This is a genomic window from Thiospirochaeta perfilievii, assembly GCF_008329945.1.
GTDB lineage: Bacteria > Spirochaetota > Spirochaetia > DSM-2461 > DSM-2461 > Thiospirochaeta > Thiospirochaeta perfilievii.
Map to the genome: position 1 here is coordinate 1811716 of NZ_CP035807.1, position 26482 is coordinate 1838197.

At 33.1% G+C, this 26482-nt stretch carries 17 protein-coding genes; 4 read left to right on the plus strand and 13 right to left on the minus strand.

The window, feature by feature from the left end; translation table 11 throughout:
- Positions 1 to 51 precede the first annotated feature (51 nt).
- Positions 52 to 843: a hypothetical protein gene (locus EW093_RS08240; protein WP_149567939.1), complete on the plus strand. Its 792-nt coding sequence runs from the start codon at positions 52 to 54 to the stop codon at positions 841 to 843.
- Positions 844 to 880: 37 nt separating this feature from the next.
- On the opposite strand, the gene EW093_RS08245 is transcribed toward EW093_RS08240, so the two are convergent.
- Positions 881 to 1291, minus strand: a complete 411-nt coding sequence (locus EW093_RS08245; RefSeq protein WP_149567940.1) for an Hsp20/alpha crystallin family protein — start codon at positions 1289 to 1291, stop codon at positions 881 to 883.
- 327 nt (positions 1292 to 1618) lie between these two features.
- Between EW093_RS08245 and EW093_RS08250 the strand changes: the two genes are divergently transcribed.
- Entirely contained in the window at positions 1619 to 2323 is a 705-nt protein-coding gene (locus EW093_RS08250; protein WP_149567941.1) for an NYN domain-containing protein, read from the plus strand.
- Here EW093_RS08250 and EW093_RS08255 read toward each other — a convergent pair.
- The 12 genes from EW093_RS08255 to EW093_RS08310 all read right to left on the minus strand — a co-directional run bounded on the left by EW093_RS08255 (position 2320) and on the right by EW093_RS08310 (position 24560).
- Positions 2320 to 3063 (minus strand): gamma-glutamyl-gamma-aminobutyrate hydrolase family protein, encoded by a 744-nt coding sequence (locus EW093_RS08255; protein WP_149567942.1) that lies wholly within the window; start codon positions 3061 to 3063, stop codon positions 2320 to 2322. The two genes, EW093_RS08250 and EW093_RS08255, sit on opposite strands and share 4 nt — an antisense overlap.
- Positions 3064 to 3126: 63 nt before the next feature.
- Entirely contained in the window at positions 3127 to 4479 is a 1353-nt protein-coding gene (locus tag EW093_RS08260; RefSeq protein ID WP_149567943.1) for an alpha-amylase family glycosyl hydrolase, read from the minus strand.
- Between the two features lie 44 nt (positions 4480 to 4523).
- A complete protein-coding gene (locus tag EW093_RS08265; protein ID WP_149567944.1) occupies positions 4524 to 5090 on the minus strand; it encodes a TetR/AcrR family transcriptional regulator in 567 nt (188 codons plus the stop codon).
- 40 nt (positions 5091 to 5130) lie between these two features.
- Positions 5131 to 7920, minus strand: a complete 2790-nt coding sequence (locus tag EW093_RS08270) for a M16 family metallopeptidase (RefSeq protein WP_149567945.1) — start codon at positions 7918 to 7920, stop codon at positions 5131 to 5133.
- Positions 7921 to 7989: 69 nt separating this feature from the next.
- A complete protein-coding gene (locus EW093_RS08275) occupies positions 7990 to 8499 on the minus strand; it encodes a nitroreductase family protein (RefSeq protein WP_149567946.1) in 510 nt (169 codons plus the stop codon).
- Between the two features lie 21 nt (positions 8500 to 8520).
- Entirely contained in the window at positions 8521 to 10320 is a 1800-nt protein-coding gene (gene recD, locus EW093_RS08280) for an exodeoxyribonuclease V subunit alpha (protein WP_149567947.1), read from the minus strand.
- The gene (locus tag EW093_RS08285; protein WP_149567948.1) at positions 10317 to 13958 is read right to left on the minus strand and encodes a UvrD-helicase domain-containing protein; all 3642 of its coding nucleotides are present in this window, start codon (positions 13956 to 13958) and stop codon (positions 10317 to 10319) included. The genes recD and EW093_RS08285 overlap by 4 nt, the downstream gene beginning before the upstream one ends.
- Entirely contained in the window at positions 13955 to 17281 is a 3327-nt protein-coding gene (locus tag EW093_RS08290) for an exodeoxyribonuclease V subunit gamma (RefSeq protein WP_149567949.1), read from the minus strand. The genes EW093_RS08285 and EW093_RS08290 overlap by 4 nt, the downstream gene beginning before the upstream one ends.
- A gap of 29 nt (positions 17282 to 17310) precedes the next feature.
- Positions 17311 to 18159, minus strand: coding sequence for a hypothetical protein (locus EW093_RS08295; protein ID WP_149567950.1), 849 nt, complete (start codon positions 18157 to 18159; stop codon positions 17311 to 17313).
- 3 nt (positions 18160 to 18162) lie between these two features.
- On the minus strand, positions 18163 to 19605 hold the full coding sequence (locus tag EW093_RS08300; protein WP_149567951.1) for a SpoIIE family protein phosphatase: 1443 nt from the start codon (positions 19603 to 19605) through the stop codon (positions 18163 to 18165).
- Positions 19606 to 19739: 134 nt separating this feature from the next.
- Positions 19740 to 20237, minus strand: a complete 498-nt coding sequence (locus EW093_RS08305) for a hypothetical protein (protein ID WP_149567952.1) — start codon at positions 20235 to 20237, stop codon at positions 19740 to 19742.
- An 84-nt stretch (positions 20238 to 20321) separates the two neighbouring features.
- Complete coding sequence (locus tag EW093_RS08310; protein WP_149567953.1) at positions 20322 to 24560, minus strand: non-ribosomal peptide synthetase; 4239 nt, start codon at positions 24558 to 24560, stop codon at positions 20322 to 20324.
- Positions 24561 to 24631: 71 nt separating this feature from the next.
- Between EW093_RS08310 and EW093_RS08315 the strand changes: the two genes are divergently transcribed.
- Positions 24632 to 25489, plus strand: coding sequence for a substrate-binding periplasmic protein (locus tag EW093_RS08315; protein ID WP_187759644.1), 858 nt, complete (start codon positions 24632 to 24634; stop codon positions 25487 to 25489).
- Positions 25490 to 25541: 52 nt separating this feature from the next.
- Entirely contained in the window at positions 25542 to 26438 is an 897-nt protein-coding gene (locus tag EW093_RS08320; protein WP_149567955.1) for a sensor histidine kinase, read from the plus strand.
- Positions 26439 to 26482: the final 44 nt, after the last annotated feature.

The following is a 26482-nucleotide window of genomic DNA, read 5'->3' on the forward strand; positions in this document are numbered from 1 at the left end:
AATCTTGTAGGACAATAAGCTTTTAAGTATAATTAAAATAAGGTTGGGATTGTGTTAGAGTATCAAAAGGTAAAATTATTAGAACAGTATGCTAGACACATACTTAAATTAGATACTTTTTTACTAAAGGTGGTTGGGTATAATCCAGAAGAGAGTCGTTTAAAAATTGATGATTATCTTCTCCACTGCTCCCCTGCTTCTATATCTCTGCAGAGTTGTTCTTTGGTTTTATTCCTAGGAAAAAACGAAATTGATTTTTTTAAGAAGTTTGAAAAAAAATTAGTCTCTCTAAATTTAGCATTTGATTCTACATATTTTGGCTCACCGGTCTCATTCTATATTAAGGGCAGAATGGAGAGTATCAATGCAATGAGAGAGAATGTATATATGTTAGACTTTACCCTAACCAACATACCCGAAACCTATAAAGAGATATTTTTATATCTTTCCAATATCTCTTCTTTATATAAGAAACTGTACAATACAAAACTTACTGAAAATCAGAAAATAAGTATCAATAAAATTCCAATAGACAAAGTTCAAATATTTAAAGATGGAGTTTTAATCTGCCATGGTAGAATTGCAAGCTTATCAAATAGACATATAGAGTTAGATCTAAGGCATAATCAAGTTAATTTGGAAATGGATAAAACTTACAAATATACGATTCTCTACTATGGCCGGGGAATAAATTTAACTGGGAAAATAGTTAAAAGCCTACCATATCAATTTATATCGTCCCTAGATTTTAACCTTGAATATATACATATTATCTCTAAGTATATGAATATCTCTAATCAAACACCTGAGTCCGAATTTAGCGAAGAGCTTGAAGAATTATAATTAAAATAAAGGGAGTTTTACCTCCCCTAAAAACACCCTAATTTATATTAACTTCTATTTTTTTAGGTTGAACCTCTTCTTTTTTATTAACAACAAGTGTTAGTAGACCATTTTTCATGTTAGCTGAAACTTCATCAGGATTAACATCATCTGGTAACCTAAAAACTTTTTTAAAGGATTTAGAAAGTCTATTTCTTACGTGGTACTTATCCTTACTCTCTTCTTCATTAGTAATCTTCTCTTCCTTTACTTCTAAGACTAACTCCCTATCTTTAATTTCGATGTTAACACTATTCTGTTCTACACCTGGTATTTCAAAGGTTAGGGTATAACTCTTATCACTCTCTACAACATCATAAAGTGGAGAGAACTTTTCAATTACCCTATCCCCACCAAAAAAGTTGTTCCATACATTATCCATTACTTCATCTCTATATCTTAGTGTCATCTTTTTGACCCTCCTAATAATTTCTATTTCACTAACTATAAAGCAAAGAGTGTGCCAACTTCTAAACCCATATAAAGAGGTCTAGAATTGATTCATTAAGGCCAAAGAGTCAAAATTCCCCATAAGAGTTTAGTTCAGGTATAGGGTGTGTTGTTTTGTCACAGCCATAATAATTAGAGATACAAAATGGGTTAAAAGAATACATTTATTGTTTATTGGAGTTATAGAGACTCTAAACATGATCACAAAGTAAGATTAAAGGCTAAGCCGTATTAATAGAAGTTAAAATGTGTTGATAATATAGATATATACACTTACTATTATAATATGTCAGAAAATGAAAATATTAAATTGGCTGTATTAATAGATGCAGACAATGCTCAAGCATCAATTTGTGCAGAGCTATTAGGGGAGATTGCAAAGTTTGGAATCTCCAGTATTAAAAGAGCCTATGGGGATTGGACAACAACAAACCTTAAAAGCTGGAAACCCCACCTGCACAAACATGCAATTCAACCTGTGCAGCAATTTAGTTATACCCAGGGGAAAAACTCTACAGACTCATCCCTAATTATTGATGCAATGGACCTCCTCCACGAGGGAAACCTTGATGGATTTTGTTTAGTATCCTCAGATAGTGATTTTACGAGGCTAGCTACAAGAATTAGAGAGTCTGGACTTACTGTTTATGGATTTGGAGAAGAAAAAACTCCGGAACCCTTTGTATCAGCCTGTGATAAATTTGTCTTTACAGAGATCCTAAGAAAAAAGGATATAAAAGAGAAAAAGAATATGGTTAATAGGGATATAATTGAACACGCTGTAGAAGCTGTCTCTAAGGAGGATGGTTGGGCAACCCTTGCGGGAGTTGGTGGTTATATAAATAAAAACAACCCATCCTTCGATCCTAGAAATTATGGGTTTACCAAATTAAGTACACTTATAAAATCCCTTAGTTATATAGAGATTAAACTAGAACAGTTTAATGATGGCTCATCAAACTCTCATATATATGTAAGAACTAAGGATTAAATATAATACATGTGGGGAAGGCCCTTTCTTTCAAGGGCTAGATCCATTAGATGCTGAAATAGAGCTCTAAACTCAGGATAGTCTCTTGTTAAATCTTCAGGATGCCACTGAACTCCATAAACAAACTTATTACCCCTCATCTCTATAGCTTCAATAATACCATCCTGGGAGTAAGCAGATGCATAAAGCCCCTCACCGAACTCCTTAATTGCTTGGTGGTGAAAAGAGTTTACTAAAAAGAGTTTCTCCTTAAATAGAGTTCTAAGAGTTGTATTATCCTCTATAACAACCTTGTGATAGAGCCTATCAACTGGCATAGCTTTAGGATTATGACCAAATTCAGATCCAGTTTGAACCCTTATATCTTGAAATAGAGTACCTCCTAAGGCCACATTAATTATCTGTATCCCTCGACAGATACCAAAAACAGGGATACCCCTCTTAATAGCACCCTTAACAAGGGCAATTTCAAACTGATCCCTCTCAACAGAGAAGTATTCCACCTCATTAATAGGGTTTTCACCATATAGATAGGGAGAGACATCATCTCCCCCGGATATAATTAATCCATCTATTCGATCTAAATATGTTTTAGCAATATCAGGGTGGCGACACTCTGGAATAACTATAGGAATTCCTCCAGCCATCTCTATAGATTCAATATAGTGGTAACTAACATTAACCCTCTTTTTTTGGGGTGTTGGTTGGGTAAACGCTGTTAAACCTATAACTGGGATCATATCTATCTTCTCCTAATAGAGTATAATATACTCTTAAGAGAAAATATTGAAAAGGAATTAACCCTAACTTAGCCTAAGAATTCTACCCCACATACCAGAGACAGGAACAACAAAATCACTATGGGTAATATCGAACTCCTGGTTATTTAGTATGTCATATATTTTACCACTGTAATTAATTGGTAGGTCAAGGGTAATATTATCAAAACTTGAGTTAATAATAACCACAACTCTCTCCCCATTAAAAGACCTCTCAAAGGCTATTTGTTCCGGCTTTACCATTATCTCCCTATACTCTCCTAGCTTTAGGGCATCACAACCTAACCAGATACTGCTAAGTCTAGAAATAACATCTTTTAAATCTGACTTATAACTTTTATTAAGATCTAACAGGTTTAAGTTAGGCCTAATAACGCTATCCGAATGACCCTCTTTTACTCCTTCTACACCCCATTCACTTCCATAGTAGATTGACGGAACACCAGGTATTGAAAAAAGTAGAATATGCAGAGGGAATAAAAATGCCCTGTCTGACAGTGTAGAAGCAATTCTATTAACATCGTGGTTATCAACAAAGTTATATAGGGTTAGATCCTTATAAAGCCCTGATTCAGTATTAAAAAGCCTCTTTAAAGAGTGGGCTATTTCAAACATATTTCCATCATTTAAGCTTGAGTACATCCCTTTATAACACTCGTAGTTAGTAGTAGAGTTTAATATCTCAGGTTTAACCCAATTTGTATAATCTCCATGTATTACCTCACCCATTAACCAAAAATCCTCTTTAATTGTCTTGCTAAAGGTCGACAGATCCTTCATAAAGTCAAAATCTAAAACATCTGCAACATCTAATCGAAGTCCATCTATATCAAACTCTTCGACCCACATGGTAATCGCATTAAGAATATGGTTCTCGATATACTCATTTTTAAGATTAAGACCAGGAAGATTAAAATGTCCACTCCAACACCCATAGGAGAAATTATCACCTAATGGACTTGTACTATCAAAATTAACATCTTTAAACCACTGGCTATATATAGACTCCCTTCCCCTATCCTGTAGGTCCTTAAAGGCAAAAAAATCACGACTAACATGGTTAAAAACCCCATCTAATACAACTCTAATACCATTTTCATGAAGCTTTTTAATAACATTTTTAAGAGTGTCGTTAGTTCCTAATCTTCTATCCACTTTAAAATAGTCAACAGTGTCATAACCGTGGGCCTCTGACTCAAATAGTGGCCCTAAATATAGAGCGTTTACCCCTAAACTCTTTAGATGGGGGATCCAATCTAATATTTTGTACAATCTCTCTACAGGTTCTAAGTTATAATCATTTTTTTCTGGAGCACCACAAAACCCCAGTGGATAGATGTGGTAAAAAACTGACTCTTTATACCAAACTCTTTTCATTTACTATCTCCTATACATACCGTTCGGTATGGTTAAATTAAAAATTATGAAAATATTCCATACATAAACTGTCTACATGATTGATACACTTCTTTATCATCTAAGCTACAGTTTCCGTTAAAATAACTTGTTATATATGAGGTTATTACACCTAAAAAACTAATGGAATAGTTCAAACTTCTTCCCTTCATATTTCCATGGTCAGACTCAGCCTTAAAAAACATCTCTTCTAAAATCTTTTGCTGTCTATATATAAATGGATTAGCTATTAGTTTTGCATCACTATTTTTAGGGGAGTATATTAGGGTCAATATAAAATTATGTACTAAGCTATTTAATTTAGCAAACTCATAACAGTACTTTGTTACACTCTCTAGGGTAAAAACAATATCCCCATTGTAAAGGCTCTTTTCCTTAAGCCCGTTTAAGAAGGGTGTATAGTAGTAGTCAAGAACAGCCTCTAATAACCCCTGCTTACTACCAAAATAGTGGTAGAGTGTTGGTTTAGTTACGGCAACCGATTCTACAATTTTTTGTATTCCAACACTCTCATAACCTTGATCTGAAAATAGAGATAGTGCATTTTTTAGGATTTCTTCTCGTTTATTCATATAACCACTATACCGAACGGTATAGTGGTTGTCAATATCACTACTCTGGTTTTAGTGTAACTTTTACAAATTGATCATCTTTCAAGTATTGATTTGCTAAAGATATAAATAGATCCTCTGTTACAAAAGAAACATCTGTATCTAATATATTATCAAAATCTCTATTTAATAAAACATCACTTGTTATACTATTCAACCAGTATGAATTATTTTCAATATTAAGCTCCATACTCATTAGGTAGTTAGCAATAACAGAGTCAAATACCTCACTATTAATAAAGCCTGATTTTAAAAGCTCTATTGTGTCATAGACAGCAGTTGATAACTCCTCCTCCCGTCCTGGTTCACAACCAAAAAAGACTCCAAACATATACTCTTTTACAGGATAAAGTTGAATATTAGAGAAGACAGAAACTCCATAGGTTCCACTTAACTCTTCCCTTATTTTTACTCGTAACTCCTCTTCTAAGTATGAAGAGAGAAGAGATAAAACAAATTCATCAGACTCATCACCTATAAAATTACCGTTATATATAATCTCAACTTGGCTCTTATCTTCAATTCCCTTAGCGATGTCCTCTTCAACTACACCTTCTGGAAGATTAATTTTTAAATCTTTAGCCTCTTCTTCTATACCAATAGTTTCTAGGGAACCTAAATATAACTCGAGAAGGGGTGTGATCTCATCTATATTAAAATTTCCTGTAAAGACATAACTAAAATCAGAAGGGTCCTTAAATCTATCCCTATATACATCTACTATCTCTTTAAAATCAATATCATCTAGGGATAAAAGATCCATAGGTTTAGACCTAAAGTGACCACCACCTAATATCTCGGTGATTCTATCATTAAAAATTGTCTGGGGAGAGTTACTTCTATTTTTAATATACTCAGAAACATTATTTAGCATCACTTTATATGAGTCTTGGCTAAACTCTGGGTTTGTAAAATATAGATGTAGTAGTTGCAACATAAGTTCAAAGTCAACAACATTAGATCCTCCAGAAAAGCCCTCAGTATAATCAGATATCCATGGCGAGAGAGAGACGTTCTTACCAGTTAAATATCTACCTAGTTCAATAGAATCAAAGCCATTTAATCCCGACATCTGAACTAAACTAGATGCCATAGATCCGGAGTAAAACTCGCCGTCCTCTACTAGGGATAGTCCACCATAACTAATAGCCGAGAACTGAATTTCATCAGCCATATAGTCTGTTGGCTTTAAATAAATTTTAATACCATTACTTAGGATAACAGTAGAAATTCCAGTCTCATTATCACTGATTAAACTCTCTAATTTACCTGGAGTTAAATCCTTATCAAAAAGAACTTTATCCACTACTTCCACACTATTTTTTTCAAAGCTAGTAGAAGAGACCTTTTTAAATAGGTTTAAAACTTCCGACTTTGTAGGAATATTATTATTACTCTCTGGCATATGAAGTGTAACTGTTTTATCAATACCATTAAAATAGTTTATTCCAGCCTCATTTACTTCATCTACAGTAATATCAGAGAGGAAGCTATTAAGTAGGGCTACCTCATCTTCTATATCCATAATAACTCCACCCTCTAAGTAGTAAGTAACTAAATCGCTGGCAATAGTTGGAGACTCAATATTCTCTCTTTCGTTATACATCTGGTTTAATATCATTGTAATTAAAGATTTTCCCCTCTCTAATTCATCAATATTAAATCCATGTTGATTAACTTTCTCTATTTCTGATAGTAGGGCTTCAAATCCACCTAAAATATTCTCATCAGGGGCTTGAACGGAAAATACCGCCATATCAAGCTCTCTATTAAGGGAAGAACTACCTGTTCCAGCATATAAAAATGGTGCTTCTGGCTGAGTATATATCTCTTCCATTCTAGTATTAAACATTAAAACACCAAGTAGTTCATTTATATAAGCTCTATAACTAGAAGCACTATCTGTAACTCTTTTTGGCTTTTTAATAAACATGGAGATATCATTATATGTCATCTCAGGGTCTGTTATTATCTCGACAGCTGTTCTCTTTATAATTGGGGAGTTATAGGTAACTTTTTCCCTACCCTTATACTGGTTAGTAAAGCTAAAGTGGGTTTCTATCTCTTTTTTAACATCAATATTTGTTAAATCCCCTACAACGATTACAGCCATTGATTCTGGCCTATACCACTCATTGTAGTAATCCCTTAATAACTGGGGGTCACAGTTTTTAACAACATCCATCTCTCCAATAGTTAACCGGCTAGCGTATCTTGAATCTTTAAATAGTATAGGAAATAACTTATCAAGGTAACGTCCTTGAACTCCTCGACCTCCACGCCACTCTTCAACAATTACACCCCTCTCCTTTTCAATCTCTTCATCTTCAAAGGATATCTGATGGGCCCAATCTTCTAAAATTTGAAAGGCGTTCTTAATTATTTCTGGTTTATCGGAAGGTATAGATAACTTATATACGGTTTCATCAAATGATGTATAGGCATTAATCTCTGGTCCAAATGCCATTCCTATAGACTCTAGATACTTTACTAGTCGATCTTTTTCAAAATTCTGAGTCCCATTAAATGCCATATGTTCAACAAAGTGGGCTAAACCTCTTTGGTTTTCATTCTCCTGGATAGAACCAGTATTTACAACAAGTCGCAACTCTATTCTATTCTCAGGCTTTATATTCTCCTGAAAAAGGTAGGTTAACCCATTATCTAAAACCCCTGTTTGGATTTTTGGGTTAAGAGTTAACTCTTGGTTATTTGGGGCTACACTAGTTTGACAACTAAGAAACCCCAAAATAACAAAAACTGTTAAAATTACTTTTAATTTTACTTTCACTATTATTCCTTTATATGTTTTTGATTGGACAAGTATACAAAGTTAAATAGCTGTAATCAAACCTTTTTTTTAACTAGCGTAACCTACAGAGATCACATAATATGGGGTATAATCCTCTGGGATATCTAATAACTCCTTTTCGTCAGTCGTTATTCCATCTGTAAAGTGGTATTTAATAAAACCATTCCAGTTAGTAACTAAACCAAAATCCTTTGCTGCCATAACAATTTTTTGTATAACATCTGCTATTAAATCCCCAATTATTTTTGTTCTATTTTTAACAGAGATCATAATAACAGTTGGAGCTCCATAAAACATATCAAAATCTGGGGTTTTTCCAAGCCTAGAAACAATGTCGATAGTGCTTTTTTTTACCATATCAACTTTTGTAATACAGTTTAACTTTTCCAACTTATCTTTATCTTGAATAACTGTAAATGATAGAAACTTTTCACTCATTCCATCAAACTTGGCCCTTCCAGCTTTAATTAAATCCTTAATTAGGTCATCACACACCTGTTTATCCATATATTTACGAATAGACCTCCAGGTTTTAAAAGAGTTAAGTGACATCTTCATGTTATTTTCTCCTTTTTAAAATTATTTATTAAGAAAGTCTCTAATTCCAGACTCTCTTTTTATTTTTTTCTTTACAGCAGTGATAATCTCACTATCCATAGCAAAAAGAGTAACCTTCTCCTTTGCCCTAGTCAACGCGGTATATAAAATTTCCCGGGTTAACATCTTTTCTGAGCCTTCAGGGACAATAATACAGACATTAGTAAATTCGGATCCCTGACTCTTATGTACTGTACCAGCATAGGATGTTTCATAATCTACAATCTTAGAGATTGAAACAACCTTATATCCGCTATTTTCCTTAAAGAAGGCGTATAAACCATTATTAAAAGCAAAAACGACCCCTCGATCACCATTAAAAAGTCCATTGATATAATCATTTTTTGTTATCATAATTGGTTCCCCATGATAAAACTGAGCAAAATATGGGTTAAAAAGTCTTTTCAACCTACTATTTATTGAATACGTACCAAACAACCCTTTTTTAGAGGGGGTTAATACTGTGAAATTGCTATATAATAAAAAGTAATCTTCAATTACAGCTTCAACATCTTTGTAATCTGTTACAGAGCAGTTAAATGTTGAGTTATCGCCTAAAGATTTATACCTATAATAAATCTCTAAAATAACAGAGTCTATATCTGGAAGAGGCTTTAATGTTACATCATCAGATCTATTTTTTATAAGTTCTAAAACACTTTCAAAGTCTCCATCAATAACTACTTTTGCAACACTCATTATACCTTTAGAAGATCTATATGTTTTTTCTAAAACAGATATGGAGTCCTTCATCCTGTGGGAACTACTTTTGTAATTAAAAAGAAAATCCCCTAAAAGTGCCCCTGCCTCCACAGATGGTAGCTGATCCTTATCCCCTACTAAAATTAGTTTACAACTAGGACTCAGGGCATCAAAAAGCCTATACATCATATGTATATCAACCATAGACGCCTCATCAACTATTACAACATCTGCTGGTAGCAACCTAGTAGAGTTATACCGAGGCCTACTTTTATTTGGAATGATTCCAAGAAGTTTATGAAGGGTATAAGCCTCAATGTCCACATCATCTTTTATACTCTCTATCATTCTTTTTGCAGCTCTACCAGTTGGTGCAGCTAAAGAGATGTTCTCAAGACCTATATATTTTAAGGCCTTAATAATGGTAACAATTGTTGTTGTTTTTCCGGTTCCTGGCCCACCTGAAATAATTTGAAAACTATTTTTTAAAACCTTTTTTACAATATCTAGTCGACTCTCATCTATATAATCTAAGTTATTTTCTAGATATTGTCTTACTCCACTAAAGTCGTAACCTACTTTGCTATCTGTTTTAAGCCTAATATCTAAAAGTTCTAAAAACCTCTCTTCATACTTTTTTATTCTATTTATATATATATAGTCTCCAACTATTAAAAATGGTTGATTCTCACTACCAAAGAGTTTTTTTTCGCTTAAAATAATATTGGGAATCTCTGTTAAGAACTCATTAAGTTTAAATGGACTTTTATCTAAAACTAACCACTCTTTTACATCCTCTTCCAAGGTTTTTAAAGAGCTCCTTAGATTCCCGACCTCGTACTGATACTGTAAATGGAGCAAAAACCATTTTAAATTATTATTATTGATACAATCATAAAGCTCTAATATCTCTTTAACAAAATATATTTGGCTCCATTTAAAGCCATAATTACTAGCCTCTAATAGAAATGTATCCCAAGTTTTTGACTCTCTAAGTAGTTTAAACATATCTGATGAAGCACCACTTGAATCCCTGTTTCGTAAAAACTCTTTTAGGGCTAACCCATGCTCTTTTTTCATAACTCACCCCTTATATCATTAATAAAACTAAGAACTTCAGATTCTAGAGGTTTATAAAAACATATTCCTGTGTCAGATTCTGGACTCATACCCCTTACAAAGAGGTAATAATAACCACCAATATCTTTAGAATAATCAAAATTTTCCTTTGTTTTTTTTAGATGTATATAAAGGGCTACTGTATATATTAATCCCTGCAAATGGTAGTTATGTTCATTCATACTCTTTTCAACATTTAAACTGCTATATGTAGAGAAACTCTCCTCTCCCTTAATTGTAGTACTTTTCCAGTCAGCAATATATAAAACACCGTTATTATTTAAAATAAGGTCAATAAACCCTTTTACATACCCCTTATCTACACTTAGCTCTAATCCATGGGTTGAAAAACGACTCTTCTTATCCACTCTAAAATAGAACTCCCTCTCATGTATTCTTCTCTCCGGTCCAAACTCTCCAAGGGGGACACCTACCCCATTCATAGGCAGTCTACTATTTAAAGTGTTCCAAATAATCTTTTTAACTACTAATCCATTTCCCCTTAACCAGTCTAAATCAAAATGCTTTTTTGCACCTAAAACTGTTAAGTTCTCAACATCCTCATCTAGCAGAAATTCATCTAGTGGTAGTTTATACTTACTAAAATCAATTTCCTCAAAGAGCTCATGTATAAAGTCTCCAAATGTAGCACCCCCTGGTAGATTAAAACTATTTAGCTCATCAGATTTTTTATACTCTGGAGTAATAACCTCTTCATCATCATTTCTATCCGCATCTTCTTTGGATGTTGACCCGTGGCTATTCCTGGTTAAGGCAGAGTAACTTGATAACCATGTAACCCGATCTCTAAAACCAGTGGAAACTCCATTAAAGGATAGATTTAACTCTGATTGTTTTATCTTGTAACTACCAGGGTCCTCACTTTGATAAAACTCTTTATCAACATAAAACTCCCTAGATATATCATCAAATATCTTCTGAGTAAGAGCCAATTTAAGCTCTTTAGAGATCTTACTATTAGAAAATTTTAACTGCCTGTGTATTGGCTGCTCACACATTTCAAGTTTATCCCCTGCCCTATCCTCTAAGAGAAGTTTAGTTTCATCCCAATCTTGGGCGGAGTATAGGCTACTTATACCTAATAAGTCACTTCTCTTAAAAATAGGAAGATAGAGTTTAGAACCGGCTCTTGTTAAAGCAACATAGTATAACCTTTTTTTCTCTTCCCACTCATCCCTTTCTGCAAGTAGAGAACTCTTATACCTTGATAAAAAATCTAGAGTCCAAACTCCACCTTTTTCTGCATATTTTACACCGTAACCTGAACTTCTTTTTACTCCACTATCAAAACCTCCAGCAAAAAAGACCACTGGAAACTCTAACCCTTTACTTGCATGAATTGTCATTATTTGAACTGCTTGGGAGTCTCTATCTAATCTTACAGAGTTCTCTTCGTCATCTGTTGAACTCTCAATCAAACTATGAAGCCTTTGATATAAACCAAGACTATTTAACCTCTCACTCTTTTGAATTATATTTAAATCCTCTATTAAGTGTTTATAGTTTGTATAGGACCTCTCTCCATTTATAGTAGACAATAGCCTTGTTTGGAGATGCCCTTTTTTTGAACTAGCCTCCACATCCTTCCATACAGAGATTAAACCGGAATGAACAACTCTTTGGCTCCACTCTAACAACACAGTAGAAAGAATCTCCAAACCTCCATTCTCCTCCATCTCATGAATCTCTTTAAGGCTGTAGGCAAAAATATTTGATAAAAGTAGGGTCTTTATCTCCCCATTCCCTCCTGGTCTATTTAACGCTTTAAGTAGATTTAGTAGATCCAGGGCTTCATTGGATTTATATACATTTTTCTGCTTAGAAATTACTACAGGTACTGACTTTTTTAGTAGCTTATCCCTTAAAAAGATAGAGTCCTTATGGTTCTCTACTAATATTGATATCTCCCCAGGTAGCAGCTCCTTATTATTATTTAATAAGTATACAATCTTATTAACTATAAGATTAAAGTAGCCTCTTTTACACATACTCGCAGTTAGTGTCTTACCATCCTCTAACTCCTCATCATAAAGTAGAAATTCAATATTTTTATTGCTTTCATCAATAAACCGACTATCTTTACCCGAGCTATTTGCATCTATAAATGTAGTTTGGGCAGTATTACCCATTCCTTTAATTGCAAAAACACTACTAAATATTTTATTTACACCAGTTACTATACCATCTTCGGACCTATAATTTGTTCCTAGGAAATATCTATTCTTCTCTAAAACACTCTCTTTGGCCTTATAATAAATCTCTAAATCTGCACCACGAAACCCGTATATAGACTGTTTTGGGTCACCAATAAGTAGGAAATTATGCTCTTTACTACCACCAAAAACCCTATTAAAAATATCCCACTGCTTCTTATCAGTATCTTGAAACTCATCAATTAAAGCTACCTTATACTTTTTTCTTAAAGCTATTAAAAGGGATTCATCACCCTTATCCATAACCCTTTTATGTAGATTATCTATTAAATCATTATATGAAAGGACACCCATGCTCTCCTGTCTCTTTTTATAGAAGATATCAACTTCTTTTAAGGCCTTTTTTATAAACTCCCCAGACAAAAACCTATCTATAGGATTCTTATCAAAGTTTTTACCATCAAATAGAGGTTCTAAATGGGCAAATAATTCATCTGTATTTAAAATAATCTCCCTTGATGTCTCATCAATATCATTTATTGTTAAACCTTTTTTACTTTTTCCCTCTAGGAAACTAGAAGATAATTTAAATAAATTATCACAAAAACCCTTTGTATATAGTTTTTCTATAAATGGGTAAAACCCTTCACTTATATCTACACCTTCAAACCCCTTTACCACCTTCTCGAAGGAAGTAATCCTTGTTGATACAGACATTGCCTTTGATGCCTCTAACATTAGAGTTGGGTTATACATTTTGAAAGTTTGTATAAGCTGTATCAATCTTCCATTGCCACTTTCAAAATCAGCTTTCATGTTATAAATCTCTAAGCTATCTTCAGTCCCGGGGAATAGATTTAATTCACCATTAAACTCGCCCCTATCGTATAAGCTCATTAACTCTTTAACTACTAAAGAGAACTCCTTATTCCCCCTAAAAGAGTAAAACTCCTCTAAAAGCTTACTATTATCTGTAGTTTCAAGGGACCTTAAGTAGTCCCAAACTGAGTTCTCTAAAATTACAGAATCCCGATTAATCTCTTGATTAAATAGGGAGAGAGATTCAAAGGGAAAGGTTTGCAACGTATTTTGGCAAAACCCGTGTATAGTATAGATTGAGGCTTCATCAAACTCACTTATAGCCTGTTCTATTCTATATTTCACCTGTGGGTCCTCTTGGACTTTATACTCAGAAATTAAAATTTTTCTGATTCGCTCCTTCATCTCCCTAGTAGCTTTATTTGTAAAAGTTACCACAAGGATATCTTTTATAGTCAGATTATAATCTATATTTTTAATTAGATTTAGAACCACTCTCTCTAGGGTGTATGTTTTCCCTGTTCCAGCTGATGCTTCTAAGAGCAGGTTCTCCCTTAGATTAATATTTATACTATTATCTTTTTCAACTCTAAACTCTTGAATCATTTTTTAGCCTTCCTATTTACAATTTTCTTATAAAAAGAGTTGAATAAAAGGTCAACATCATCTTTATTAAAGTCTGGAATTGTTCCTTCATAGGTTTTTTGGATATACGGGCACTCCTTAATAAGAGAGAAGCCCATAGTTATGCTACTAGCTTTATCCCACTCTCTTTTAAGGTCATCAACATTGTCTGATTCCATAATTTCTGGATATAGAGGGATTGGTTTTACTAAGTTTTTAACATATAAGCTTATTATACCTCTTAAAACCTCTAATGAGTCTCCCTTATCTTGAAAAATGACTGGCTCTAAACTATTTCTTCCTATACTATAGGCTGTTAAATGTGTTTCCCTCATCTCATTATGGCTATTTATTATTAAACTATATATATATGGGAGAATCTTATCTTTAACACTCATCTCAGGCTTTTTTCCTAAGGTAATCCCTGTTGTAAAACATGCTCCCTCATTATCAACCCATAAATTTTCTAACTCACCCTTTAATTTAATAGAAATGCCATTAACATTAAAATCTAGAGTTTTATATTCACCACCTAAGTCCCTATTAACCCTTTTAAAGTGTGTTCCTTTTAAGTTGTTTTCGTTTAAAAATTGATTAACACTCTCTACAAGTTCCTCTACTTCAGCTCTTACATTATTTGTTAGTGGGCTACTTTTAAAAAACCCCTCCTGTTCTGCTAAACTAAAAAAGCTGTCACATACTCTATCTATTGGAATATCATCCATTAGCCCCTGTTCCATCACAATATTTGTAAACTTCCACTTAGAGATAAAGTCTAAATCCCTATTTTCATGTATATCCTCTTCAATAGATGTATCATTATCTAGGTAGATTCCCTCACTTTTATTAAAAAAGGTTTTAACTGGATTCTTTATAAACTGAATTAGGTCATTAACTGTAAGTTCCACCTGATCAGTTCTTAAACTATCCTCATCTAAATCTATAAGTTTAGGTTCTTCCTTCTCTCCTATATATGCTAAGGCAGTATTAAAAGCTCTTTTATCAAAGGAGATAAACCTATTATTAGAGTCAAAGTACTTTGGATCAAAATTGTGTAAGGGGTGCTCTTCTATTATAAGGGTAGAGAGTTCTACACAAGAGGAAAAGTTGAGCTCTATAGTCTCCATTAAGTCATTAATTACAACAGAAGGCTGTAGCTCTTCCCCGCTTATTAGGTTTTTACCATTATAAAATAGAGTTAAGGACTTTTGGGCAGATAGAATTAACTCTAAAAATGCAAATTTATCATTTTGACGCCTAGATAGATCAATTTTTTGATCATAGATACCACGGAGGTCGTAGCTTGGAATTTTTTCTTTTCCAGGAAAAACGTCCTCATTTAGACCCAAAACAAAAATATGTTTAAATGGTACTGCCCTTAAAGGCTTTAAAGAGGAAAAAGTTACTCCCTGGGTTAAATACCTTCCCTTATTATTACCAGACTTAACAATAAACTCTTTTAATAAAGACCTAAAAACTGCAAATGGTATCTCTTTATTTTTGAAATTAGAGAGGTCTTTTAAGTCATCTAAAAGGTTTAATATATTTCTATACTGATGTTTAACAGATAACCTCTCCCTTTCATCAAATAGATCATCTTTTACAGGCTTTAAGTATGTATCCATAACTGTCTCTATAAATAACACCCACTCATCTATATTCAGACTTAGACTATTTATACTCCACAAATCACTATACAGAGACCTAACAATATTTACTAAATTACCAATACTCTCAATGCCTTGGCTATCTGTTATATTAAATGGAACTAGATTACTATCCTCTCTATCAAGTGCTATCCCTAACAAAAACCTTTTAAAGCCACTCTCCCAAGTATTAAAATCCTCTCCAGTATAACCAAGTTCAATCCTATGCTCCCCATCTATAGCCCACTTTATGTTTAAAGAATCAATTATCTCTAAAAAGAGCTCTCTACTACTATTTGTTAAAGAAAACCTCTCCATAAAACATGGATTGCTTAAAATGTTTATTAAATCTTTTCTATTAAAATCGCTGCCAGGAAGATCCAAAAGGGAGAGTAGACCTCTTATAAATGGAGAGTCCTCTCCACCCTTAACTCCCATAATATTATATGGCAGATCTCTTTTTCCAAAAATAGTGGACCCATCTGGGGCAATATTTCTATCAGGGAAAACCCCCTCTATAAAAGAGCTATAGTCACTAATCTCTGGGGCAACAACACCAATATCTGTAAGCTTTAACTCTTTATCACTATCTAGAAGGTATAGGATTTTCTCCTTTAAAACCTCAATTTCTCGCCATCCACCAGTAATTTTACATATTCTAATAGAGGAATCATCTTTATCTACCTCTATAGGGCTCTCTCTTTTATACTCTTCTAAACTATTATTTTTAATTCCGTCTTTTAAGTTATCTAAAAGTGTCCCTGAAGTATAATCAACAAAAAAACTCTCCCTTTCCTTATTAAAACTTGATTCTCTACTAATCGATGTAAATCCATTAATTAGCCCACTAAACCTGCTTAGGAGAGATTTAGGTTTAACAAACTCTTCACCACGATATATTAAGGATGGGGTTAAAATAAAATGTAGAACTTCTATATCCCGACTTAAATAGTTAAAAAATTTAATTGCCGACTCACCTAAAAAAGATGAACCAAATAGAATTATCTTACATCGACCAAAAGGGGATAGGGCTGGGTCGTAACTCTCTCCACTTTTTAACACTTCATTTAAAACTCTACTTATATGTAGGTATGGATTTGAATCATTAAAGATGGTATTCCATAGAGACATCTGCCATAGTTGGTCCTCTTCTCTTAGGATAAACCCTAAATCATTTTTGTATAATTCTCCCCTATCCCAACTCTCGACCATTAAAGGACAGTTCATTCCATAGTGATAAAAAAGTCCTGCAATACTATCGGATAGCTGAAAAAGTCTCTGGGACGAACCCTTTACATAGTTAAATAAATTTGGATAAGTTTTATCATTTATCAGAAGTTCTTCTAAACTCTTATATAGGACAATTTTTAAACTATCCATAAATAGAATACTTTTTAAATTATCCTTATTTCCAAATAGGGAGTGCCCCTTTTTGTAACCTAAAACTAGGTTTTTAACAGCATTTTCAGGATACTCAAACTGTAAATCCATTGATATCCCATCTGTTTTAGTTAGCTCTAACTGCAACCAAGATGCAATATTTCTATTTTGAACAACAGTAATAACCTTTTCACCAAAAAGATCGTTGGAATGAAATAAACTAGAGTACCTACGTATAAACTCATGTAGGTTATTTGAATGATAAATTTTATAGCCCATAGGGTACTATACTACTAAAGTCTATTTTTTTACATTACTTCTTGGTGGCTTAAACCTGTTATCTTTACAAACTCATATTTACCTGCAATAACAGATAGGGGCTTAAATGAAGCTCTCTGCCAGTCTTCTTTATCATCATATAAAAACTGACTCTCAATTCTATTCTCTTCAAGGGTTTTAATAAAAGTTAACAGAGGAGGAACTGTGGAGGAATTCATAGATTCTAGCTTATCAAATGTTACAATAACACTTTTTCCCTTAACAAACTGAATTAACTGGGCAAGGTAGGTATCTAAAACATGTTCTGGGTTTAAAGTTCTACACTTACCTATCCAAGAAACATTTACAATATTATTGGCCTCAGTAACTTCAATTTTTAAGTCCTCATAATCTAGAGCTTTCATTCTAATATCTTCTCCCAGTCTATTCTTAATAGCATTAATTGATAATTTCCCTTTTTCGTACTCATAACTTAGTTGGTAACCACCATCACTAGCTATACGAAGGAGGCCTAACTTACTTTCTCCCTTAATCCGATTGTCTAAAATCTCTTGTAATCTCTCAATAAATAGATTGTAAGGGTTTAAGCTACTACCAATTTTATCAATTATATCTGCTAAAGGACCTACGTCTTCAGAATAAATAATTTGATTTTTAATTGAAATCATTATACCGTCATTATTGGAAAAGTAAAACTCAATACGACTTTTTATTCCCCTATTCATGTAATATTTAACAGAATTCTCTAATAGCTCTCCTGTAACCATTTTTACACTATCAATGTATCCTTTTTCATACCCCTTTAACTTCTGACCAACTTTTTCTTGTATAAAGTGAATATTATCCCACTTTGGTTTCATCTTTTTTCTATATTTCATTTTTTATACCTTTTTTAATACCATTATTGAAACATCATCATCAAATTTTAAATTTCCAGAAGACTCTTTTATGCTTTCACAAATACCCTTTGCATCTAACTTAACATTCTCCTTAAATAACTTAGCAAGTTTTTCCTGAGAAAAGGAGATACCCTTCTCATTAGTAGCTTCTGTTATTCCATCAGTATAAAGTAGTAGAGAATCTCCCTTCTCCATAGAAAACTCTCTCTCTTCATTAAAACCTTGAATATCATCTATAAGGCCTATCCAAGCTCCAGGGGTCTCAATCATCTCTATCTCATCTGTTTTCTCTCTATGCAAGATCAATGGAAGATGTGCTCCGGCAAAAGTAAACCTACCTTCGTCTAGACATGCAAAAACTGTTAGAGTCATATACCGACTTCCACCAAGTTTAAATATATTTGAGTGGATGGTTTTATTAATAACATCTAAAAGCTCTACAGGGGATATATTAGGGTTTTGAAACAGAGCGACATGGAGGGATGTTTGAACCATCATCATTATAAGTCCGGAAGTTACACCGTGTCCTGAAACATCACCTATTAAAAACCAATCCCTTCCTTCAATATTAATTACATCGTAGTAGTCTCCACCTACACTACTTGTAGTTGTCATAAAGGCTGATATATCAAAACCATCTATCTTTGGATCTTCTGGAAGTAATACGGTTTGAAGTTTCTGAGCTAGCTCCATTTCACTCCAAAGAGCATCCCTTGTTGCAGAGAGTTGTTTATTAGAAACATCAAGCTCATCAACAGTCTGCATTAGCTCTTCATTGACTGTTTCAATACTTTCGTTTGAAACTTTTAACTCCTCGTTCATGGCTTCCATCTCTTTAGCATTTTGATCTAAAGTCTCATTAGTAGCCTGTAACTCCTCGTTTAACATCTCCATTTCCCGGGCATTAGAGTCTAGGGTTTCATTGGTAGCTTCTAACTCTTCATTCATAACAAGAAGCTCCCTAGTTCTCTCTAAAACCTCAGCTTCAAGGTTTTTATTATAGTTATCTAGTTTATCTACCATAACATTAAAAGAGTTAGAGAGGTGACCAACCTCATTATCAATTTTTAAATTGGACCTTGTGGAAAAATCACCATTAGTTATCTTATCTGAAACTTCAGTTAAATATGTTAATGGCTTAGTTACCCCATGAACAATAAGATATATAAGCCAAATTGCGAGACCTAAACCAATAATAAGGATAATGGAGCTAAAGGATATTACAGAATTTACTCTTTTTGTAAACTCTTTATAGGATGCAGTTATTGCCAAAGACCATCCCGCATTCTCTATTGGAGAAAAACTAATTAAATTTTTCTCATTTTTAATAAAGTAGGATCCAATACCTGAATTAAGATCAACCATTGCATTTTGTATTAATGTAAGGTCCGTAGAAGATTTAATTTCAGTAAGTTTCTTTTCCATAATAAAGGAGCTATCCTTATGATATATAAATGTACCCTCACTATTTAGTATAAAAAGAGATCCAGTTTCACCATAAACAACACTGTGTAATTTTTCTAAAACATAAAAAACAGGAATAATAACAACAGCAATACCTACAGTACTTGGGGGCTATTAACCGTGTAGTCTATAGTTACAGGGGAGAAAACCATAAATACATCTTCATCAAGATATTTTATAGGATTTGATATAACTACTTCTTGGCTCTCTAAGGCCCTATCCCACTCTTTATAGATAGTAAAATCACTTAGTAGTAAAACCTTATTATAAGGGGACATATCTTGAACTTCCCCATCAACAGAAGAGTATATAATCCTATTTATTTCAGGGTACCTTTTTCTAGTATTTATTAGTACTGTCTCAACATTTATAGCTGTTTCAATTGCAGCTGACAGATCTTCTGCCATCCTTTTAATCTGAAAAATAGTGTTATCCACTTGTGATGAGTAACTAGTACTTAAAAGAACAGCATTCTCCTTTACTTGGTTCTCCAAAGCGTTTTTAGAAATTATAATAGCTACTGTTGTTACTGCTAAGACCGTAGTAATAACCACTGGTAAAATTGACAAAAGTAACCTTTTTTGTATTTTCAATGAGTTCTCCATCATATTTAAATTGAATAAGTAACTATAACTGTAATAAAAGTATTTTTACAAGACAAAGAGGTCTAATATTACTCAATTTTCACTCTTAACCAAGTAACTTTTCAATGCCTCTTCCCACAGAAAACTAATTTTATTTCTGTCAGGAGGACTCCATTGAAAACCTAGAATGCTTAACAAGAACTCCGTTCTATCATTATACGTAACAATATTTAACATATGAATATTCTCTAGATAGTAACCGTGGGTTAAAATAGAGTCTCCGTAGGATAGGCTTGATACAAACTCTTCTAGGTCAACAATAGTAATGTTTTGATCGACAAAAATATCTTGTAGGGAGACTCTATTTGGGTTAAAAATATGATATGTTCCATTTAGGCTGCAGGTAGTTAGAAGCCTTATAGCTTGTGCTGTTTCATTAACAAAAGAGAGGTCCATAAATGGCACTTCAATATCTGGAATAACTCTACGTTTTTTGAATTCAAACATTAAATTATAAAATGCATTTTCTTCCCTGTTTTCCTGGAAAACTCCATTATTACTGTCGTTAACAACATTACCTAATCTTAATATTTGACCTCCAATTAATGGAAGAATCTCCCGGACTTCAGCCTCAGCTTTAATTTTACTATCAAGATAGACGTTACCCATGTCATCAGTGTCCGATATCTCATCCTCTGTAAAGTGTATGCCCCAAGTCTCATTTACACTATTAAGTCCAATACTAATTGTTGATATAAAAAATATTTTTTTTAAAGATCCTGATGTGCAAAACTTTAGGATATTCCTAGTACCATTAACATTAACCCGATATATCTCTTCTCTATCCCCATAGTGGTGTACATTGGCAGCACCATGTATTACAGACTCAATTGATTGGGATAACTTTTGGTATACTTTGTCATCCATTCCTAGGTTCTTATCTCTTATATCTCCCAAAACAACAATTATTCTACTTTTATATTTTATAATAAATTCAGGACCAAAATAGAAGTTCATTTTTTTTAGAAATCGCCCTTGAGCTTCCCCTAAATTTTTTCCACGAATCAATAGATATAATATAGAGGAACAGTTTTCTAAATACTCTTTTACAATATATGCACCAATAAAGCCTGTTGCACCAGTTATTAACACACTATCTATATTTACTTCCTTAACATTAACAACATCCCTTAAACTTAATGTATAATCCCTAATCTTTTTTGAGCTCTCCCACCTTTTTACTATTGAACTATAGGCTTTTTCATTAAACTCAATCTTTTTAATATCCCTTGAATGAATATGTAAAGAGAGGGTTTCAATTGTAGGAAACTCAAATAGATCCTGCAAAGAGATATCATACTTCTCTTTGAGTGGGAAAAGAACTTGGATCATAGAGAGGGAGTCTCCACCTATTTCAAAGAAATTGTCATCTCTACTTATGTTTTCAAGCTTTAAAACATCTTCCCATATCTCACAAATCTCCTCTTCTCTATCATTTACAGGAGCGTGGTATCTACTATTTGCCGAAACAATCCTATTAGGCTTAGGTAGGGACTTTCTATCTAACTTCCCACTTGAAGTTAATGGGAATTTATCCATCTGAACAAAATATGATGGAACCATGTAAGTTGGTAACTCTTTTTGTATATAGTGTCTGATTTTTTCATGACTTAGCCTGTTTAAAGCTACAAAGTATGCACCTAAATAGGCGTTTCCTCTTTCATCTTTAGGAGCAATGACTGCAACCTCGGAGACTCCATCATACTTAAGAATTAGAGACTCTATCTCCCCTAGTTCAACCCTATTACCTCTTATTTTAACCTGATGATCAACTCTCCCATGATACTTTATATTTCCATCTTCTAGAAATTCTGCAAGATCCCCTGTGTTATAAAGCCGTTTACCAACATATTGGTTATACTTAAACTTCTCTTCAGTTAGTTCTGATCTATTAAAATAACCTCTAGCTAAGCAGACTCCACCAATAAAAAGCTCTCCTACAACACCTTTTGGTAAAACCTTTCCACTTTTATCTAAAATATAGAGATCTACATTATCTATCCCTTTTCCAATTGGAATAAATTCCTTCTCATCTCCACTACAATTGTAACTTGTAACATCAACAGTAGCTTCTGTAGGTCCATATAGATTATGGAGTGTTGTTCCATTATTTGCTGTAATGTATTTGTAGAACTCCTTAACATTATGTAAAGAGAGAGCTTCTCCACTACATATAACTCTTTTAAGAGTTTTAATATCATTATATAGATTTCCACGAATTACATGCTCCAAGAATAGACTTAACATAGAAGGAACAAAGTGTATTGTTGTAATACTGTTATCTCTTATATCATTAACTATAGCTTCTGGCTCTTTTTCCCCAGATGGAACCAAAAAATGCACAGATGAGTTATTAAAATACCACCAAAATAACTCCCAAACTGAAACATCAAAAGTATACGGTGTTTTTTGAAGTAACCTATCATCTTTCCCTATAGGATAGCTATTTTGCATCCATAATAATCTATTTATTACGGACCGATGTTCAATCATAACCCCTTTAGGTTCCCCTGTTGAACCTGACGTATATAATATATAAGCAAGATTATTAGGTTTTACATCAATATTTAAATTTGGAACATCCGCCTGTGGATAGACAATATCTCTAACATCAATATTATAAATAGTAGAAGGATAATCCTCAAATCTATTCATATTATGCAATATAATTGATGCACCACTTAGTTCTATTATTTTTTTTGTTCTACTTATTGGGTGTTCTGTTGAGAGGGGAAGATAACAACTTCCTGTTTTTAAAACCGCTAGAATTGAAATCATCATCTCAAGGGATCTATTTAATATTAAAATAATAGGAGTCTCATTCCCCGCTCCCCTTTTCATTAATTCTATCCCAAGATGGTTTGCTTTTTTATTTAACTCATAATAGGTTAAGGATCTATCTCTAAACGATACTGCTCTATCTTCTGCATATTTAGCAGCTTTCTTTTCAAAGACTCTATGTAATGTCTGCTCAATACTCTTATTATACCCATTTATTATAGTATCCATCTCATCCTCAGAACTATCAATGTCTAGGTTATTAATAACACTCTCATAAACCTGTGAGATTTTTTTAATTTCATTTTCTGAAAATGACTCTACCTGATAATCAATATCTACATGAAAGGCTCCATCTAGTCCCTCCCTAGTAGGTCTAAATAGAATTGGATAACTACTGCTATTATTATATTGATATGTATAATCATAGGGGAGTACAACATTTTGATAGGAGTAGATTATTTGTAAATGGTTAGGGATATCCAACTTTTTAAGTTCCACATCATTAACAATATAGCTTAATGGATATCTTTGATTTCTCATTATTCCCATTAGTTCTTTATCTACTTCCGTTTTTAGATCAAGAAAGGATTGATTCACTCTGTTTCTAAATATCATCGGAACTGTATTAACAAACATACCAATGGTTTCTTTTTCCTGTTTGCCCAACCGATTATATGTTAATGTTCCTAATAAATATCTTTCATCATTAGGCTTAATAACTTTCAGAGTAATGACTAGACATGTTAAAAAGAATGTGGGAAATGAAATATTATATTTATTACACCCTTTTCTAATTTTTTCTTGAAGTTCTTCTGAGAGGGATAACTTAAATCTAAGGGATTTATCTCTACTGTTTTTTCTATTTATATCTTTTAATAGTGGTAACTCTTCAATATCATGAAACTTTTTTCTCCAAAACTCCCTGCAACTCTCCATTCTTTTTGATGATAAAAACTGCTCTTCTGTTTTCAAGTATTCTAAATATGAATACCTACTATTTGAAGGAACATCACATTTATTAAATCCTTTAGTATACTTTTCATAGATCTGAGTTGCCAATGACTGAAAAGACCAGGCATCACTAATAATATGATGGGACATAATAAGTAAATTGACACTTTTATCGTAACTAATATAGATATAGAACTCGTACAATCTACTATTAAATAGTTCAAAGTGATGGGTAGCCTTAGATCTAATCCATAAAAGCTCATCCTCTTTATCTAAAAACTCTAAAACTTCAATTTCATAATTCATATCCCTATTTATATATTGAGTCGCAGATGCTTTTTTATTACAAATCTGGAGGTGTAAACCTGGATTTTCATTTAATACATCAAGAATAACTGATTTTAATATCGTGATATTATTTTGCTCTGCTAATTTATATGTTGCACATAGGGTATTTAAACTACTATTAGGGTATAAGAGTTCCCCCCACAAGATCATCTTTTGGGGTTCTGATAGATGATACTCTATAGTTTCTGACATTTTTCTTGACTCCTCACTACCTCGATATTAATATTCATTATATGGTAAGATTTTTATTTAAAGGAAATTATATGAAAAAAATTTTAATATACTCACTTTTGACTATCTTCATTTTTAGCTGCTCAAAACAAGCAACAGAGTTAGAAGTTTCAGAGTCAACAGTAAAAGAGAAGCAAAAGGTTATCGATAAGAGCACAACTTCAGAAGAAGAGACTAAACCTTTAACACTAATAACTAAGGATGATACCTTAGAAATTTGGGTTAGATCCGATGGTGCACCTGGAATGTTTTTAAATGATAATGGTGAACTTGAGGGTTTTTATGTCGATCTTGAAAAAGAGATCATGAAGGAGATGGGTCAAAAATATAAATTTATACCTTACTCTGATTTAGGACCTCTTGTTCAAAAAATAAAAGATGGAACAGCTCATTCGGCATTAGCTGGACCAATTGTTCCAGACTACAAAGCAATGTTAAATTTTAGTATACCCTATGAAGTTCTTAGCTATATTATTTTTCTACCAGAAGAGAGTGACGAAATTATTCCAGATAATAAAGAGGATGCAATAAAAACCCTATTTGGGAAAAAAATTGGAGTACAAACGCGGGGTCATATCTATCAGTTATTAAGGGATTATAAGGATATACAAATTGTTGAGTACCCAACTACAACAGTAGCAATGGAAGCACTTAATAATGGAGAGGTAGACGCTGTACCAGAGGTAAAAAGAGTTGGACTTGCCAATGCAAATTTAAACAACTGGAAGGTAAAACCAGTAGGAGCACCAATTTTTAGTTTAAATATAGGTACAGGATTTTCTAAGGTTTTAGACCCAAGTGTTGTTGATAGATACAATAGGGCGCTACAATCTCTTATTGACTCTGGATATGTAGATGAGCTATATAATTCATATTTTGGCAATAAATAAAATTTGCTTATTTTAAGTTTACGTATATATAAATTAGGGATAGAATTATTTTATGATAATATCTATCCCTTTTTTAATTATAATTACACTTGTTCTACTATTGGGTCTCTCTTCAACTATTATTTTTAAGCAGAGATACAGATTAAAGACTTCTAAAGAAGAGAATAAAGCTCTCTTAAAAAGTAAAATTTCAGCCCTTGAATATATAGATGCCCTCTGGGCTAACCAGCAAAATATGATTTTAGATGAAAAGATCTCTTCTCTAAGCTCCCTTGTTGCTGGTATTGCCCATGAGTTAAACACACCCCTTGGTGTAGCACTAACAGCACTTACCTATATAGAAGATATAATTGAAAACCCAGACGCAAAGCCAATGGTTGAACTGACAAAAAATAATCTACAAAAATCGATTTCTCTTGTTGAAAAATTTACAGAAATTTCAGGTGGGGCTAAGGTCGAAAAACTGGACCTATTTGAATTTAAAGATTTTATCGATTATGCCTCATGCCTTGTTAAGTCTCCTCTAGCGACAAAAAATATCAGGAAACTAGAACTAGATATTCACGATAATCTGTGGGTTAAATCCTCAGAAGCTACACTATCTATTATTGTTAAAAATATACTAGAGAACGCTTTTCACTACGCATTTAAAGATAAAAAAGATGGTAGAGTAAAACTCTCAACTAAAGTTAAAAATACAGATCTTACTATAACTATAGAGGACAACGGGTGTGGTATGTCTGAAAATCAAATAAAACATATATTTGAACCCTTCTATACAACTAGAAGACCAGAGAGACACTACGGCCTCGGTTTGGCAATTGCATATAATCTACTCACTAGACAACACAATGGAACACTATCCTGTGACTCAAACCCTGGAGAAGGAACAGTAATAATTATTACTATCCCAAATGTAATTAGTCCAGCTCCAGTAACAGTAAAGTAAATAATATTCGTTGTGGAAATAATATATGTGGATAACTACTCCGA

Coding starts and splice junctions, on each gene's coding strand:
- EW093_RS08290 (WP_149567949.1), bottom strand. CDS start 17,281: ATGGGCTATAAAATTTATCATTCAAATAACCTACATGAGTTTATACGT.
- EW093_RS08255 (WP_149567942.1), bottom strand. CDS start 3,063: ATGATCCCAGTTATAGGTTTAACAGCGTTTACCCAACCAACACCCCAA.
- EW093_RS08320 (WP_149567955.1), top strand. CDS start 25,542: ATGATAATATCTATCCCTTTTTTAATTATAATTACACTTGTTCTACTA.
- EW093_RS08295 (WP_149567950.1), bottom strand. CDS start 18,159: ATGAAATATAGAAAAAAGATGAAACCAAAGTGGGATAATATTCACTTT.
- EW093_RS08265 (WP_149567944.1), bottom strand. CDS start 5,090: ATGAATAAACGAGAAGAAATCCTAAAAAATGCACTATCTCTATTTTCA.
- EW093_RS08260 (WP_149567943.1), bottom strand. CDS start 4,479: ATGAAAAGAGTTTGGTATAAAGAGTCAGTTTTTTACCACATCTATCCA.
- EW093_RS08315 (WP_187759644.1), top strand. CDS start 24,632: ATGAAAAAAATTTTAATATACTCACTTTTGACTATCTTCATTTTTAGC.
- EW093_RS08275 (WP_149567946.1), bottom strand. CDS start 8,499: ATGAAGATGTCACTTAACTCTTTTAAAACCTGGAGGTCTATTCGTAAA.
- recD (WP_149567947.1), bottom strand. CDS start 10,320: ATGAAAAAAGAGCATGGGTTAGCCCTAAAAGAGTTTTTACGAAACAGG.
- EW093_RS08245 (WP_149567940.1), bottom strand. CDS start 1,291: ATGACACTAAGATATAGAGATGAAGTAATGGATAATGTATGGAACAAC.
- EW093_RS08310 (WP_149567953.1), bottom strand. CDS start 24,560: ATGTCAGAAACTATAGAGTATCATCTATCAGAACCCCAAAAGATGATC.
- EW093_RS08285 (WP_149567948.1), bottom strand. CDS start 13,958: ATGATTCAAGAGTTTAGAGTTGAAAAAGATAATAGTATAAATATTAAT.
- EW093_RS08250 (WP_149567941.1), top strand. CDS start 1,619: ATGTCAGAAAATGAAAATATTAAATTGGCTGTATTAATAGATGCAGAC.
- EW093_RS08300 (WP_149567951.1), bottom strand. CDS start 19,605: ATGGAAAAGAAACTTACTGAAATTAAATCTTCTACGGACCTTACATTA.